Source organism: Niabella pedocola, assembly GCF_021044425.1.
Lineage (GTDB): Bacteria > Bacteroidota > Bacteroidia > Chitinophagales > Chitinophagaceae > Niabella > Niabella pedocola.
Map to the genome: position 1 here is coordinate 1,543,906 of NZ_JAJNEC010000005.1, position 14,775 is coordinate 1,558,680.

13 protein-coding genes are annotated in these 14,775 nt (G+C 46.9%); 9 read left to right on the forward strand and 4 right to left on the reverse strand.

The genetic code is table 11. From position 1 onward, the window contains the following. Positions 1-21: 21 nt before the first annotated feature. Positions 22-1,926, reverse strand: a complete 1,905-nt coding sequence (locus LQ567_RS14060) for a tetratricopeptide repeat-containing sensor histidine kinase (RefSeq protein ID WP_231005155.1) — start codon at positions 1,924-1,926, stop codon at positions 22-24. 147 nt (positions 1,927-2,073) lie between these two features. Here LQ567_RS14060 and LQ567_RS14065 point away from each other — a divergent pair, with 147 nt between their 5' ends. From LQ567_RS14065 to LQ567_RS14105, 9 genes are all read left to right on the forward strand, one after another. Beyond that, positions 2,074-3,150 carry a hypothetical protein gene (locus tag LQ567_RS14065; RefSeq protein WP_231005156.1) on the forward strand — a complete coding sequence of 359 codons (1,077 nt, stop codon included), beginning with the start codon at positions 2,074-2,076 and terminating at the stop codon, positions 3,148-3,150. A gap of 22 nt (positions 3,151-3,172) precedes the next feature. Beyond that, a complete protein-coding gene (locus tag LQ567_RS14070; protein ID WP_231005157.1) occupies positions 3,173-3,721 on the forward strand; it encodes a hypothetical protein in 549 nt (182 codons plus the stop codon). Positions 3,722-3,896: 175 nt separating this feature from the next. Further along, a complete protein-coding gene (locus tag LQ567_RS14075; RefSeq protein WP_231005158.1) occupies positions 3,897-4,367 on the forward strand; it encodes a low molecular weight protein-tyrosine-phosphatase in 471 nt (156 codons plus the stop codon). 16 nt (positions 4,368-4,383) lie between these two features. Then, positions 4,384-5,769 carry a histidine--tRNA ligase gene (gene hisS / locus LQ567_RS14080; protein ID WP_231005159.1) on the forward strand — a complete coding sequence of 462 codons (1,386 nt, stop codon included), beginning with the start codon at positions 4,384-4,386 and terminating at the stop codon, positions 5,767-5,769. Between the two features lie 65 nt (positions 5,770-5,834). Continuing rightward, complete coding sequence (locus tag LQ567_RS14085) at positions 5,835-7,538, forward strand: DUF4836 family protein (RefSeq protein WP_231005160.1); 1,704 nt, start codon at positions 5,835-5,837, stop codon at positions 7,536-7,538. A gap of 12 nt (positions 7,539-7,550) precedes the next feature. Then, positions 7,551-8,192, forward strand: coding sequence for an ATP-binding cassette domain-containing protein (locus LQ567_RS14090; protein WP_231005161.1), 642 nt, complete (start codon positions 7,551-7,553; stop codon positions 8,190-8,192). A 9-nt stretch (positions 8,193-8,201) separates the two neighbouring features. Continuing rightward, the gene (locus LQ567_RS14095) at positions 8,202-9,395 is read left to right on the forward strand and encodes a hypothetical protein (protein ID WP_231005162.1); all 1,194 of its coding nucleotides are present in this window, start codon (positions 8,202-8,204) and stop codon (positions 9,393-9,395) included. Between the two features lie 242 nt (positions 9,396-9,637). Continuing rightward, positions 9,638-10,306: a DUF2461 domain-containing protein gene (locus tag LQ567_RS14100; protein WP_231005163.1), complete on the forward strand. Its 669-nt coding sequence runs from the start codon at positions 9,638-9,640 to the stop codon at positions 10,304-10,306. Between the two features lie 172 nt (positions 10,307-10,478). Next, positions 10,479-12,326 (forward strand): amidophosphoribosyltransferase, encoded by a 1,848-nt coding sequence (locus LQ567_RS14105; RefSeq protein ID WP_231005164.1) that lies wholly within the window; start codon positions 10,479-10,481, stop codon positions 12,324-12,326. Positions 12,327-12,414: 88 nt separating this feature from the next. Here the strand turns inward: LQ567_RS14105 and LQ567_RS14110 are convergent, their stop codons facing one another. From LQ567_RS14110 to LQ567_RS14120, 3 genes are all read right to left on the reverse strand, one after another. Further along, a complete protein-coding gene (locus LQ567_RS14110; protein ID WP_231005165.1) occupies positions 12,415-12,825 on the reverse strand; it encodes a hypothetical protein in 411 nt (136 codons plus the stop codon). Positions 12,826-12,847: 22 nt separating this feature from the next. After that, positions 12,848-13,228 (reverse strand): hypothetical protein, encoded by a 381-nt coding sequence (locus LQ567_RS14115; protein ID WP_231005166.1) that lies wholly within the window; start codon positions 13,226-13,228, stop codon positions 12,848-12,850. Between the two features lie 308 nt (positions 13,229-13,536). Beyond that, a complete protein-coding gene (locus LQ567_RS14120; protein ID WP_231005167.1) occupies positions 13,537-14,703 on the reverse strand; it encodes a hypothetical protein in 1,167 nt (388 codons plus the stop codon). Positions 14,704-14,775 lie beyond the last annotated feature (72 nt).

Genomic DNA, 14,775 nt, shown 5'->3' on the forward strand with positions numbered 1-14,775 from the left:
CTGTTAAATAAAATAGTACATCTATACTACCAGGTTGTAACGGGTGCCCGCCCCTACAGCGGTTTCCAATGTAAGTTCGATTCCAAATTCTCCTGCACGTTTACGTATATTTTGCAGGCCATAGCTTTCGGTATTCGGCTGCGAAACATCAAACCCCGTTCCGTTATCTTCAATAGAAATCATCAGTGCCTCAGCATCCGACCGGATCCCTATCCTGATTTCATCTGCCCCGCTATACTTAAATGCATTGGTAAGAATCTCCTGGCAAATACGATAGAGGTTCAAACCCAGCAAAGCATTTAACTCCTTTTGCGATCGGATATTTTCGTTGAAAACAATTTTCACCTGGTTGCGGTTAAAGAGATTCCGGACATACAATTTCAGCTTGTCGGAAAAATCCTGCAGGCGGATGCTGGCATCACTAATGGCCCAAATCGTTTCACGCAGGCTCCCGATCACACTGCGTACGGACTGATTGATATTTGCTGTAATTTCAGCACGTTTTTCCCTGCTTTCTTCATGCACCCCGTCAAGTGAATAAATAATATACGACAACTGTCCGCCCACATTGTCGTGCAAATCACGGGCAATGCGTTCTTTTTCTTTCTGCAGATCGGCAACCGCTTTTAATTCGCCTTCCTTTTTGCGCAGGCGTACCCGCATTACCCAGCCAAACAGCAGTGCGGCCACGAATAGGGCCAATGCCACAAGTATATAAATGGTTCGGTTCTTATTACTGATAAGTGCCGCCTTCAGGGCATTTTCGTTTTTCAGGAGTTTATTCTCGTGTTCCTTTTTTTCGGTTTCGTATTGCACCCGCATAGTTGCAATGGCCTCACTATTGGCCTTTTCAAACAGTGTATCTTTCAAAATGCTCAACCGTTTATAAGTGCCGGCCGCATCCCTGTAGTTACCTGCGGCTTCATACCCATTGGCCAGGGAAAGATACAGCATCGGCAGTTTTGCATCGATGTTACGGGCCTTCGCAATGTCGAGTGCTTCCTTACTGGTTTGAATACCCGCTGTCGTATTGCCCATGGCATTATAAAGCGATGCCAGCGTGGCCATATCGGATACGATAAAAAAAGGGTTTCCCACTTTCTGCCGGAGCGATTTTGCCTGCAACAGTTTTTCCAATGCTTCCCTGTATTTCTTTTCCTCCATGAATGCCGTTCCCAAAATATTCAGCCCGTTAGCCGCAGTGGCATAGTCGTTGATCTTTAGTGCAGCAGCGATGCCCTTATTGGTATACAGATACGCCGAATCCATTTGCCCCTTGGCGCCATAGCAAGATGCAAGGTTATTATAAATTTTGGGGATATATACCGGAAGCATTTCACCCGTATTTGTCTCCGCCAGCGATTTTGCGGTATTGAGTTCAGTAATCGCCCTGTCGAACTGGTATAGCTCCATATACACCCAGCCGATATTGGTGATGGCCGCTACGCGTCCATAAACAGCGCCCGATTTTTCACTTATTTTCAGCAGCTCATAAAAGGTGTTCAGTGCCTCCTGTTGCTCATTTAACAGCATCAGACAGCCGCCCTTAAGCCGCCAGAAATCCACCATCAAATCGGCATGCTGCTCGTCCTTTGGCAACTGCGCCAGCACTTTTTCGCAAATGGCAAGCGCCTCTTTTGCTTTACCCGTTGTTGTAAAATACTGTGCAATGAGTAACTGTGCCCGGTATTGCCGATGCAGATCCTTATGTGCCGTTGCCATTGCTTCCAGCCGTTGCGCAAACAGGTAAGAAGAATCGGGATGCGCATTCTGGTAATATTTACTTAGCTCGTAGAGGAGGTCTGATTGCTGTTCATAGCCCGACGCCTTTTTAAATTTATACATCAGTTCGCCGGCCTCCTGCGCCTGGGCAGCAGCCAGCAGGTAGGCAAACGACAACAGGCCCGTAAATAAAACTTGTCTCATAGCAGTGGCAATTCTGTAGCAAGTTTACAAAATATTTGTGACGCCACACGTACGCATAGTACATCTGCACTATTGTTTATACCGCAATTTCTTTGGTGATTTGTAGCGAAATAGGCCCCTGCCTGATCTTTAAAACTTCTTCTACAAATGAACCAAACGATCCATCCTTCTGATTGTCTGCCCAATCCGGTGAATATCCCGGAAGCTCAAAAGAGCCCTCCTTTAAGACGTATGGCCGCACTCCTGAAAATGGTCCTGTTGATTGTATGCGGTTTTTTGCTTTTAACCGGATATTCCCAGGTAAGCGACGAAAATAAGCAGAATGCCGAAAAAATAAAGCTGATGTTAGCAGGCACCTTTGCAAAACCCAGGATCCTTCCGGGGCTTCAAAAATTTGCCATTGCACAACTAAGCATAACCTATAAATTAAACACCAGCGAGTCCGTGATCGGTAAAGAACGAAGCACCGGAGCAATGGCTGGCGCAAAGCTGAAGGCCTTCCTGGAAACCACAGACGGCGAGCTCACACAGGAAGATTTCCAGGAAATCACCGATTATTTTTACCATTCCTTTCAAAGGAAGCTAAAAGCAGCCGGAATTGATACCGTGGCCTGGAGCGCCATCGCCAATACCGATTTTTATAAAAGCCAGGACGACCGGAAGCCGGAATTTGACAAGGAGCAGGTGGTGATCGCTACCAATGCGAACAATGGCAATACCCTATGGGCAGGCAAAACAGGCTTCGCCTTTGGCAAGATAAAAAAAGCCATGCGCTTTTGCGATGAGCTGGGAGCCGATGCCGGATATTTTTACCTAACGCTGGATTTCGCCGATATTTTACTGGATGTAAAAATTAACAGCGGCGAGAAGCAGCATATGTTTTTTATTGAAAAAACAAGAACGTTCAAATATTCCGGTGCGGTGATACCCCGGATGGTTGTAAGTGCCAATACCAATGCCAACGCCGCGTTATCCATGCTTACAAACGGAAAAGGAGGCACAGAAACCCTGGTGATCATGAATAATCTTGAAGGAGACGGCGGCTATTCCGACAAGGTATCCCAGGATCCATCCCGGCTAAAACGCAATCTTTTTGCTTTCGCCAAATCGTTGAACCCGGTAGTTATAGAAACTACCCGCGCAAAATATAAAGAAGCAGCAAAGCAATCGCTCGACAAATATGCCGATGCGTTTATTGCAAAATCGGTACTGTTAAAAAAATAATCTTCATAAAAAATCAGCAATCATGACCGCAATCAAAACCAACTGCAACATTTTTTTTGCCGCTATTTTACTGGCAGCTTTTACGTTTACCGGGTGCAAAAAATCCGGCTCCGGCGATGACTCCGGGGGCACGCTGGGCAAGGCCTCCATCCAGTTTTCCACTAACAAAGCATTCGGTGGTAAAAATGAGTTTAAATCCAATTCTGTTACCGGTGGCGTGGTATCCAAGGTAAACTCGCTAAATAAGACACAGATCAGCATCACAGCCATCCAGATGAATGGTACACAAATCGGCACTGCAATGCTGGTTATTCATGTGCCACAGGGGCAAACCGGTGCCATCAGCGGAAAATTTGAAAATGGCAGTTCCGCCAGCACCCAGGCCGTGCTCACCATCGGTATCTCCAATGCCGGCGCCAACCAGGAAGCCTATACTTCCAAAACCGGCAACTTCAGTATCACCAGGCTAACCGACAGCGAAATCGAAGGTACGTTTGACGCCTATTGCATCAACGAAACCACCAATACCAATATCAATTTGAGCAGCGGAAAATTTTCCGGCAAATTTTAATATACAACAACCCGCCAACCTTCCGGGTACATCCATACCCGGGCAAAGCCCCCAGCCGGGGGTTTTGTTATTTACCGGAAACACCGTTGCGCATAAACCTCCGGGTGTCATAAAATTGTGACGCAGCTTCTTAAACCGGCAAAATAAAAACCAAAACGATGGCTATCTTTGCGGCATGAAGATTTTAATGGTATGCCTGGGCAATATTTGCAGAAGCCCGCTGGCTGAGGGGATTTTACAAAAAAAAGCTGCGGAACGGGGACTGAACTGGCAGGTTGACAGTGCCGGAACCAATGGTTACCATACCGGAGAAACACCGCACCGCCTGTCGCAAAAAGTAGCCGCCCAGCACGGAATTGACATTTCCGGTCAACGGGCCCGGGATTTTGTACCTGAAGATTTTGACCGGTTCGACAAAATATATGCCATGGCCGGAGATGTGATCGATGAAATAAAATATATCGCCAGGAACCGGTTTGATGCCTCCAAAGTAGCACTCATTATGGATGAAATGGAGCCCGGCAAAAACCAGGACGTTCCCGATCCCTGGTATGGCACCGAACCCGGCTACCACGAAGTGTACGATATGCTGGACAAGGCCACTGAGGCCATTATTGAGAAATATGAGGTAACAAATTTCAAATAACAAATTCAATTTGCAAGTGAGCAAGCCATCCCTACCACAAGGAACGAGAGATTTTGACGCCGCAACGGTACGCAAACGCAACTATATTTTTAATACGATAAAAGAAGTTTTTGAGCTGTACGGTTTTCAACCGCTGGAAACCCCTGCCATGGAGAACCTGGAAACCCTGATGGGAAAATACGGGGAAGAAGGCGATAAACTGATTTTTAAGATCCTGAACAACGGTCTTGATAACCAAGCCAAGGCCGATAAAATAAAGGCCGGTTTTGAAAAAGTGATGACCGGCCGGTCCAGCAAGGATATCACCGAGCGTGCACTGCGCTACGACCTTACCATTCCTTTTGCCCGCTATGTGGCCATGAATTATAACCAGCTGACACTGCCGTTTAAGCGTTACCAGTTGCAGCCGGTATGGCGGGCAGACCGGCCACAGAAAGGCCGGTACCGGGAATTTTATCAATGCGATGCCGATGTGGTGGGCAGCCGTTCCCTCGTCAATGAACTGGAGCTGGCTTCCATTTATGCCACCGTTTTTCAAAAACTGGGCCTTCCCGTGGAAATCCGGATCAACAACCGGAAGATCCTGTCCGCACTGGCAGCCGAATGCGGAGGAGCCGAAAAAATGACCGACATCGCTATTGCCATTGATAAACTGGACAAGATCGGCATTGAAAAAGTAAACCAAGAGCTGGCCGAAAGGGGGCTTTCGCAAGAACAGATTCAGCTCATTCAGCAATTTCTTGAAATCAGCGGCAGCAACGAAGAGAAGCTGGCCCGGCTTAAAACGATCTTTGCCGGCAACAGCACCGCACAGGAAGGGATTGGCGAATTGGAATACATCATAGAAAAATTTCAAATCTCAAATTCCGAATCTCAACGCTCAATCGATGTTACCCTGGCCCGCGGGTTGAATTATTATACCGGAACCATCTTTGAAGTAAAGGCCCTGGGTGTACAAATAGGCAGCATTGGCGGCGGCGGGCGCTACGACGATCTTACCGGTCTGTTTGGCGTGCCCAATGTACCTGGCGTGGGCATTTCTTTTGGGGTTGACCGCATTTATGATGTGCTTACCGAGTTAAACCTGTTTCCCGCCGATGTGTACAGCGGCACACGGCTGTTATTCTTTAATTTAGGCGTTGCGGAAGCTGCAAAGGCGTTTGAACTGATGCAGGAACTCCGGGCCGGCGGGATCGCCTGTGAACTGTTTCATGAAACCCTAAAGTTTGATAAACAGTTTAAGTACGCGGAAAAAAAAGGCATCCCTTATGTAGCCATCCTGGGCAGCCAGGAGCTGGAGGCTGAAATCATTGTAATAAAAAATTTACAATCCGGTGTTCAGGAACAGGTGACCTTTACCGGTTTGAGGAATTATAATTTTGACGGAAGGGAGCGTGCATGAGCAATAGGGTACAATGAACAGCTGCCGGTTCGGATTTAAAACACAAACAAAAAAACCAATATAACATGACAAACGTGAAAAACAAGGGCTTGCTTATTTTGAGCTTTTGCCTTGCGCTTATTTTTACTGCCTGTAACAAAGGAGGCAAAACCGGCCTGCTGATCCCGAACGATGCCGGTATGGTGTTCCACGTAGATCTGGCATCGCTTTCCTCCAAGCTGACCTGGGCAGAAATAAAACAAACCTCCTGGTTTACAGCGGCGCTCAATCAAACATCCGATTCACTGGGAAAACAACTGCTCAACGACCCGGAAACCTCCGGTATTGATCCGAAAGGCAGCCTGGTATTCTTTTTAAAGCGGAACAGCAGCAATGGATACGTAGCATTTGAAGGCAACCTGAAAGATGCTGCCAAATTTGCTAAAGTAATTGAAGACGGCGGCAAAGGAAAGGTAAAGGTTGAAAAAGACGGCGAATACAGCTTTGTAAAATCTCCGGATAACGATAATGCCGTGGTTTACTTTAACGATAAACGGTTTATTGCCGTTATCGATGCATCCGGTGTTAGTAAAGGATTCCCCGGCAGCCGCAGCAGCTTTGGCGGAAGTGTTGAAAAATACCCGGTAGACAGTCTGAAACTCTTTGCCAAAAACACCTTCCAGTTAAAAGGCAGCGCATTACTGGACAGTGATAAACGCTTTGCAGAACTGATCGGTGACAAAGCCGATATGCATTTCTGGGTAAACAGCGGGAATCTTTACAGCGGGTTAGCCGGTGGCGTTATGGCAATGATGAAATTCAACGCATTGCTGGACGGTGCCATTACCGCAGGCAAGGCCAATTTTGACAACGGTAAAATTACCGCGGATATGAAGAATTATTACGGAAAGGAAATGACCGAGCTGTTAAAGAAAAACAGCGGCAGCAACATAACGGATGAAACCATCAGCCATCTTCCGGAGCAGGATGTACTGGCTGCGTTCAGCATGAGCTACGCCCCGTCTTATATAAAAGACCTGATCAAGCTGCTGGGTTTTGATGGCATTGCAAATGCCGGACTGGCCCAGCTGGGGATCAGTATTGACGACTTTACCAAGGCAAACGGTGGTACACAATCCTTTGCATTAACAAACGTTACGGTAACTGCAAAACCAACCGCCGTTACACTGGACAATGGAGAAACCATCCCCTATGAAAAAGATGATACAAAGTTCGATTTCGTATTCGGATCTTCAGTGGGGGATAAAACCAGCTTCCAGAAACTGATTGACGCGTTCCGGAAAACGATCGATAAAGAAATGCCCGTAAAAGACAGCGCCCTGGAGCGCATCAAAAACAAACTTACCGATAAATGGTTTGCCATCGGAGGCTCCGATGCGGAAGTGGATGCCTTTCTTACCGGTGGTAAAAAACCAGCCTACGCACAATCATTTACCGGCCACAGCATGGGAGGATATGTGAACCTGCAGAAAATTTTCAACACTGTTATCGCCAACAGTAAAAAGGATTCGACCTATAAAAAGAACCTGGAAGTTTCGGCCAATTTCTGGAAAACAGTTACCATGCATTCCGATATCAAAGGCGGGGAAGTGAGCAGCAAAGTAGAGGTAAACCTGGCCGATGGTACAACCAATGCCTTAAAGCAACTGAATAAATACGTTGACCAGATGTACCAGGCGGCGCCCAAAAAAGATGTGATCGATGTAGAAGAAATAACAACACCGGCAGACACAGCGGCAGCTCCGGCCCCGCCGTCATCTGTTCATTAATCAAAAGCATTCATGAAGCTTGAGATAAAGAATCTATTACCGGTATATTTTGAAGAGGAGCGCAAATCCACCTCAGAGATCTGGGGAAAGGAGCGCTCCTTTTCCAATGGCGACCTGGTAAACATTGTGGCCCCTTCCGGCACCGGCAAAACGTCCCTGATCCATTTTCTTTATAAAATGCGGGAAAGCTACAGCGGTTCCATTTTGTATGATGGCCAGCCGCTCAGCCAATTCAGCAAGGAAGCGATCGCCAGCCTGCGCAAGGATCATGTAAGTATTATCCTTCAGGACATGCGGCTCTTTGAGGAACAAACCATCCTGGAAAACCTCGAGATCAAACGTCAGCTCCATCCGTATCACCCGCAGGAACGGATCATTGAAATGGCCAAACGGCTGGGGGTAGATCACCGGCTGAATGCGCTGGCAAAAAACTGCTCCTATGGCGAGCAACAACGGGCCGTGATCATCCGCGCCCTGTTGCAACCCTTCGGAGTATTGTTAATGGATGAGCCCTTCAGCCACCTGGACCACGCAAATGCTCAAAAAGCCATCGACCTCATATTGGAGGAAACCGCCGGCCGCAAGGCACTGGTCCTGTTTGCCGAGCTTGAAAAAGCCACCGGCTTCCCGGCAACCCATTTGTATCATTTATAAATTGTTCCTGTGGCACTATCATTTAAGCCCATAAAACCTTTATTGTATACCGGAACCAATGCCTCATCCCGCTGGTTCTCTTATATCGGATTGGGTATCGGTGTATTGTTACTGTTGTGCTCGGTGCAGATGTTCATCAATATCCAGCAGTTATTAAAAGAGGGCAGCATCCGGAAAGACGGCTTTGATTTTGTGTCCATCACCAAGAACATCACCAATGAAACCATGGGGCAGCCGGAGAAAAATTTATTTCATGCAGACGAAATCGAAGCGGTAAAAAAGCAGCCCTTTATAGCCGGGGTATCGCCCCTGCTGGCCAATGATTTCCGGGTACAGCTCAGCGCAGGGAATGTATTACCCTTCAGCACCGATATGTTCCTGGAAGCCCTGGACAATGATTTTATCGATACCCTTCCGCCCAATTTTACCTGGAAAGAAGGCGATCAGCATATTCCGATTATCCTCTCGTCTGATTTTTTTGAGATCTATAACATCTTTGCTCCCGGTCAGGGCCTGCCCCAGTTATCCAAAGAAACCGCAATGGGCATTCCTGTGCAGGTGGCCTGTTATGGAAGAGACAATTCCATTACCTTTTCGGGAAGAATTGTGGCGTTCAGCGACCGGGTAAACTCGGTACTGGTACCTAAAAATTTCCTGCAATGGGCCAACAAAACCTTTTCTCAAAAAGACCGCCAGGATGCCAGCAGGTTATTTCTGAAATTAAAGGACGTCAATGATCCCCAGCTGATCCGTTACCTGGATGCCCAACACTATGTGATCAATCGCGACAAAACGCTGCTGGGGCGTAATAAGATTGTGTTGCAGGGCATTTTCAGCGGGCTGGGTATTTTCGGACTGCTGGTAGTGATCCTGGCGCTGATGCTGTTTTCATTTTACCTGCAGCTGGTTGTTGCACGCAGCCGTCAGAACCTGGAGTTATTGTTAACCCTGGGATATTCGCCGGCCTGGCTGGGCAAGAACGTATCTAACCAGTTTGTACCGGTTTATATTTTTATTGTATTAACAGCACTGATCTGCACCCAGCTGATGCAATGGGCCTTTCACCGGTTCATCATGTTCAACCGGCCGGAGCTGTCTTCGCTGATAAACTGGATCGTGCTCCTCCTGGCCGCCGTGCTGGTGTTACTGGCCATTGTTACCAATGCCCGGCTGGTAAAAAAGCTATTGTACCGGTTAAGTTAAACCCGGCGTATTTCCGTTGATCTCCGTACGGAACACCAATCATTCATCCTTTGATCGTTCTGTTACCGTTAAGTAAATCAGACGTCTTTATTTGTATCTAAATCACAAATAGAGTTTTGCCTCCGCTCAGGGATTGCGCTTGCATTGCTCCTGTCAGCGCTCCGCCCACTCCAGGCATTCAGTGCCAAAGAAACTGTGTTCCTGTGTTTCAGGTGCTCGCTGAATCACTTAACTTTACGGGCATGATCCAGAAAGCTACTTTAAAATTCTTGGAGGACCTCAGACGCAACAATAACAAACCCTGGTTTGATGCGCACCGGAAAGCATACGAAGCCGCCCGGGAAGATTTTGCCGCATTTATCGACAGCCTGATTGCCGCCTTCGGTAAAACAGAGCCCGCTATATTGCACCTGAAGGCAAAGGACTGTATGTTCCGGATCAACCGTGATGTGCGTTTTTCCAAAAATAAGGAACCCTATAAAACCAATTTTGGAGCCTATATCAATGCGGAAGGGAAAAAATCGCTAAAAGGCGGTTATTATTTTCACCTGGAACCTGGTGGCAGTTTTACAGGAGGCGGGCTGTGGCAACCCATGCCCGCTGAGCTGGCCAAAATAAGGCAGGAGATCGATTACAACCTGCCGGAATTTGACAAGATCCTGGGATCCAAAAAGTTCCGCGACACCTACGGAGGCCTTACCGTGGAAGCGGGCCAGATCCTGTCGCGGGTACCAAAAGGCTATGAACCCGATAACCCCGCCGCCACGTATCTCAAGTATAAAAGTTTTACGGCACTGGCCAACCTGCCCGATACCGTATTGACCGGTTCCGCCTTATTATCCACAACGGTAAAAGCATTTCAGACCCTGCTGCCCCTGATCACCTTTATCAACAGAGGCATCGACGAATAACAAACACCCGTTTTTTTGGCTCTAAACCATGACATGCAGGGGTTTAGCTGCCCTGCATAAAAACCGCTACCGGTATCGTACCCTGCCGGCCAAAAAATACCAGGGCATTAACCTATATTAAGCAATCTTTAAACTTCAAAATCGTAACTTTGCATTTCTTTTTTATAAAGTTATGAGTGATCCCATAAAGCACGAGTGCGGTTTGGCCTTTATCCGGCTCCGCAAACCGTTTTCACACTATTTAAAGCAGCATGGAACCGTAATGTGGGGGCTGAACAAGCTCTACCTCCTGATGGAGAAACAGCATAACCGCGGACAGGACGGTGCCGGCATTGCCGCCGTAAAATTGAATGTGGAGCCCGGCTACCCGTTTTTGCACCGTATGCGCAGTGCCGAACCGCAGGCGATTTCCGGCTTGTTTAAAAATATTGCCGACGAAGTAGACGAAGTTTGCCGTTATAACCCGGATGCCCTGAAACATCCCGGTTTGATGAAAGGGCATATTAAATTCCTGGGCGAATTGTTACTGGGCCATCTTCGGTATGGCACACAAGGCAAGAACAATGCAGATTTCTGTCACCCCTTTATCAAAAGAAATACCGTACCCGGGCGCAACCTGGCCCTTGCAGGTAATTTTAACCTGGTAAACACCCAGGAACTTTTTGAACAGCTGAACATCGTTCCGGGAAATTTCCAGAAACAGAGCGACCTGGCGGCGATGATGGAAATCATCCATCATTACCTGATTGAGGCCGATAAAAAAAATCCGGGCAATATAGATATCAAAAGCGTACTGCAGGAAGTGATCCCTATGTTTGACGGAGGATTTGCCGTAGGCGGGTTAACCGGGGAAGGACTGGGATTTGTGTTCCGGGACCGGAACGGCATCCGCCCCTGTTATTATTATATCAATGATGAGGTGATTGTGGCCGCCTCCGAAAGGGCAGCCATCCGTACCACGTTTAACGTGGGCGAAAACGAGGTAAAAGAACTGATGCCCGGCAATGCCCTCATGGTAAACGCAAACGGGGAATATGAAATTGCAGAAGTGGTAAGCCCGGGCGAGCGCAAGGCCTGCAGTTTCGAACGCATTTATTTTTCACGCGGCAGTGATGAAAAGATCTACAAAGAGCGGAAGGCCCTGGGTTTTAACCTGAGCGAACAGGTATTAAAGGCGATCGATTTCGATCTGAAGAATACCATTTTCTCCTATATTCCCAACACTGCAGAAGTAGCCTTTCTCGGGCTTCATAAAGGCATGCAGCTTTACCTGAATAAGATCAAAATAGAACGCATCCTAAGCTGGGGAAAAGACTTTGATGAGGAAAAGCTGAGTGAGATGGTGAACCGCCGCATCCGGATCGATAAAATAGCGATCAAGGATGTAAAGATGCGCACTTTTATTACCGAAGACGCCAGCCGGAACGAAATGGTGCAGCACGTGTACGATATTACCTACGGTACCGTACGCCCCGGCATCGATACTATTGTGGTGATCGACGATTCGATCGTTAGAGGTACCACGCTGAAAGAAAGCATCATCAAAATGCTCTCCCGCCTGCAGCCTAAAAAGATCATCGTGGTTTCTTCCTGTCCGCAGATCCGCTACCCGGATTGCTATGGCATCGATATGAGCAAAATGGGTGATTTTATTGCATTCAGTGCGGCTGTAAACGTGTTAAAAGACAAAGGAAAAGAATCCCTGCTGGATGAATTGCTGCAACGCTGCAAGGAGCTGAAAGAACAAAACCTGTTACATACCGAGAATGTGGTAAAACAGCTCTACAAGAGCAGCACGGTAGATGAGATCACCGAAAAGATTGCTGAAATGATCACTCCGGCCGGTTTGAACATCCCCGTACAGGTGATCTTCCAAAGCATCGAAGACCTTCATAAAGCCTGCCCCGGAAACCTCGGCGATTGGTACTTCACCGGCGATTACCCCACACCCGGCGGTAACCGCGTGGTAAACCAGGCCTTTATGAATTATATGGAAGGAAAGAATGAAAGAGGGTATTAACCTGAACAACTTATAAAAAAAGAGCGGCCGTCCAAAGCCGCTCTTTTTTGTATGAATACCCGACCACCCGGAAATCCTGCCGCCGCAGTTAATACATCAAATGGTCCCTTACCCAAACGGATATACTATCCGGTTTAATGTTGTATTTTTTAAAATCCTCCGGGTACACCAGCAGCATGATCACACCTTCGTCTTCAGTATACAACGCCGGGAAACTACGGCCAACAAGCAATGACCAATAATCGCTTCTTACTGAAGTCCAGGCTTGCCTCTCATAGCTTATTCCGTTATAATCAAATTTCACAGTCAGATTCGTACGGTTCCCAGCCCCCAAAGTATAGTCTATCACTTTGGCAGAAACAAGCTTACCGTCCTTTTTCAGACTTCTTTCGCGAATGCAGGTTACAACAGAACCCAACGCAAATAAAAGCAAAAAACAGATGACTATATTTCTGACGATTGCAGCTTCCGATTTTTTTGCACCTAAATCTTCCATCATAGAATATCATTATTTTTCAATTCTAAAGATTGTCACTTGCCCACTTTGCCAGGCTATCCGGATAAGGCATATTAAAGTCCTCAAAGTCTTCAGCTGAAATCAAAATTTTGAGCATTCCCAACTTAGGGGAATATACTGCCGGGAAAAAATGTCCCTTTAACCGCTTCCATTTTTTAGCTGATATCGAAGTATTTGCGTTGATGACTAACAGCTGATCGTTGAACTTAAATTCACATTTTATAAAATTCATCCCCTTAGGCATAAACTTGTAGTCGACCACCTGCACAGTAACAAGAACGCCTATTTCTTTTAATCTTTCCCTGTTGATACATCCTCGAATTATGATTATAAAAAGTAGGGTTAAAGAAACTCCTATGATAATATTACTTCTGTTTACTTTCATAATTACATGCGGTATTAATCAAAAAAGATCATCTTTTCCCTTTTGATACACTTGACTCTATAATCCTTTCGTTGCCCAGCTTGGTCTAGGATTTCCTCCGTGCAGACGTTTGGGAGATATAAATTCGACGTACTACGGAACTATCTGTCTCGTAAAAACTAAGCAAAATGCCAGGTGCGTGCCACCGGTAAATTGTCCTTTTTCTGCCGGCAGATATGTAATCCCTGTTCAGCGTAGTTACATTATATCAGCCCTTCTTTCTGTTACACAATATTTCAAAACAGCATACTACTAATTCTAATGCCGCGTTATTGCTGTTCCGGTACCGGATAAACAGCAATCCGGTGGGTCCTTAGGCGATAACTGGTATTTTTCCGTTCTGCACTATTATTAAAATCTAAACTTTTTGATGCTTCCAGCGGCATATGACAATTGACACAATCGCTTTTTGCGCTGCGCATGGCAACTGCATGATCCGATTTTAAATGGCAGGACATGCAGCGCTGCACAAAGACCTCCTGCATATTATCTTCGTTTTTATGTGTATCATGGCAGCTGGTACAGGTAAGATTGCTCTGCAAAAAACACTGGCTCTGCATCAGCGACTGCATTTGCATGCCATGTGCATCCGGGTTGGCGGCAGCGCCCGGGTAATACATATAAAAGTTGGACAACGAATCTCCAGGCACGAAAGCAAAGATCGATTTGAGCGTTACCGGGTCGCCGGAATGGCAGGTAGCACAAAGATCCAGTTGCTGTTGCCGGCTCAACGATTGAATGGCGGTGATAAACTGAGGCTGCTGCTCCTGCGGGTGCTCCTGGTGAAACGTTACGTGTTGTGCCGCCGGCCCGTGACAGCGTTCACAATCGATGCCATAGATGATGGAACCGGCGTCTATCTTCTGGGCATAGTTCATCCCCTGCTCCAGGCTGTTTTCAACCGCCGCATAAGAACTATGACATTCCATACACCGGCCTACAATAGGACGTGCATAATTGGGATGGTCTGCAGGAAAGCCCGGGCTGTTCGTCCAGCGCTTTAAATCTGACAGATACGTAAGCGGTAATTGAAACAATTGCGCGTCTTTCCAATAACCAAAGGTCCATGCTTTTTCTCCGGAGCCAAATGCAAGATCCATCGGTTGTGCAGCTACCTGTTTCCCATCCCGCATATAGGTTTGCATTCCCCGTTTATCCGCCACCGCCAGTTGTACCAGCTGATTACCGGAAAAACGAACGGTATCATTGAGCGATGTGATTATTTTTCTGATCGCGCCCACATCCGTTTTTGAAGATGTTTTAAAATGACCGGAATGCGCATAACTGCCCGCTATTTCCTTATGACATTGTACACAACTGGCTGCTCCGGCGTATGGTGCACCCCGGGGATCATTGCCGGCCTTGTACCGGCTTGTACAGGTAAACATGCAGATAGAAAAACCCAATAAGAAAAGAATGGCGGTAATGATTTTCAAATGGAATATTTTATCGTTGTTGTAAACGAAAATAACGTTTTATTTCCGGCAGGCCCTGCATTACCGGTTTTG

Coding starts and splice junctions, on each gene's coding strand:
- LQ567_RS14060 (WP_231005155.1), bottom strand. CDS start 1,926: ATGAGACAAGTTTTATTTACGGGCCTGTTGTCGTTTGCCTACCTGCTG.
- LQ567_RS14065 (WP_231005156.1), top strand. CDS start 2,074: ATGAACCAAACGATCCATCCTTCTGATTGTCTGCCCAATCCGGTGAAT.
- LQ567_RS14070 (WP_231005157.1), top strand. CDS start 3,173: ATGACCGCAATCAAAACCAACTGCAACATTTTTTTTGCCGCTATTTTA.
- LQ567_RS14075 (WP_231005158.1), top strand. CDS start 3,897: ATGAAGATTTTAATGGTATGCCTGGGCAATATTTGCAGAAGCCCGCTG.
- LQ567_RS14085 (WP_231005160.1), top strand. CDS start 5,835: ATGACAAACGTGAAAAACAAGGGCTTGCTTATTTTGAGCTTTTGCCTT.
- LQ567_RS14090 (WP_231005161.1), top strand. CDS start 7,551: ATGAAGCTTGAGATAAAGAATCTATTACCGGTATATTTTGAAGAGGAG.
- LQ567_RS14100 (WP_231005163.1), top strand. CDS start 9,638: ATGATCCAGAAAGCTACTTTAAAATTCTTGGAGGACCTCAGACGCAAC.
- LQ567_RS14105 (WP_231005164.1), top strand. CDS start 10,479: ATGAGTGATCCCATAAAGCACGAGTGCGGTTTGGCCTTTATCCGGCTC.
- LQ567_RS14110 (WP_231005165.1), bottom strand. CDS start 12,825: ATGATGGAAGATTTAGGTGCAAAAAAATCGGAAGCTGCAATCGTCAGA.
- LQ567_RS14115 (WP_231005166.1), bottom strand. CDS start 13,228: ATGAAAGTAAACAGAAGTAATATTATCATAGGAGTTTCTTTAACCCTA.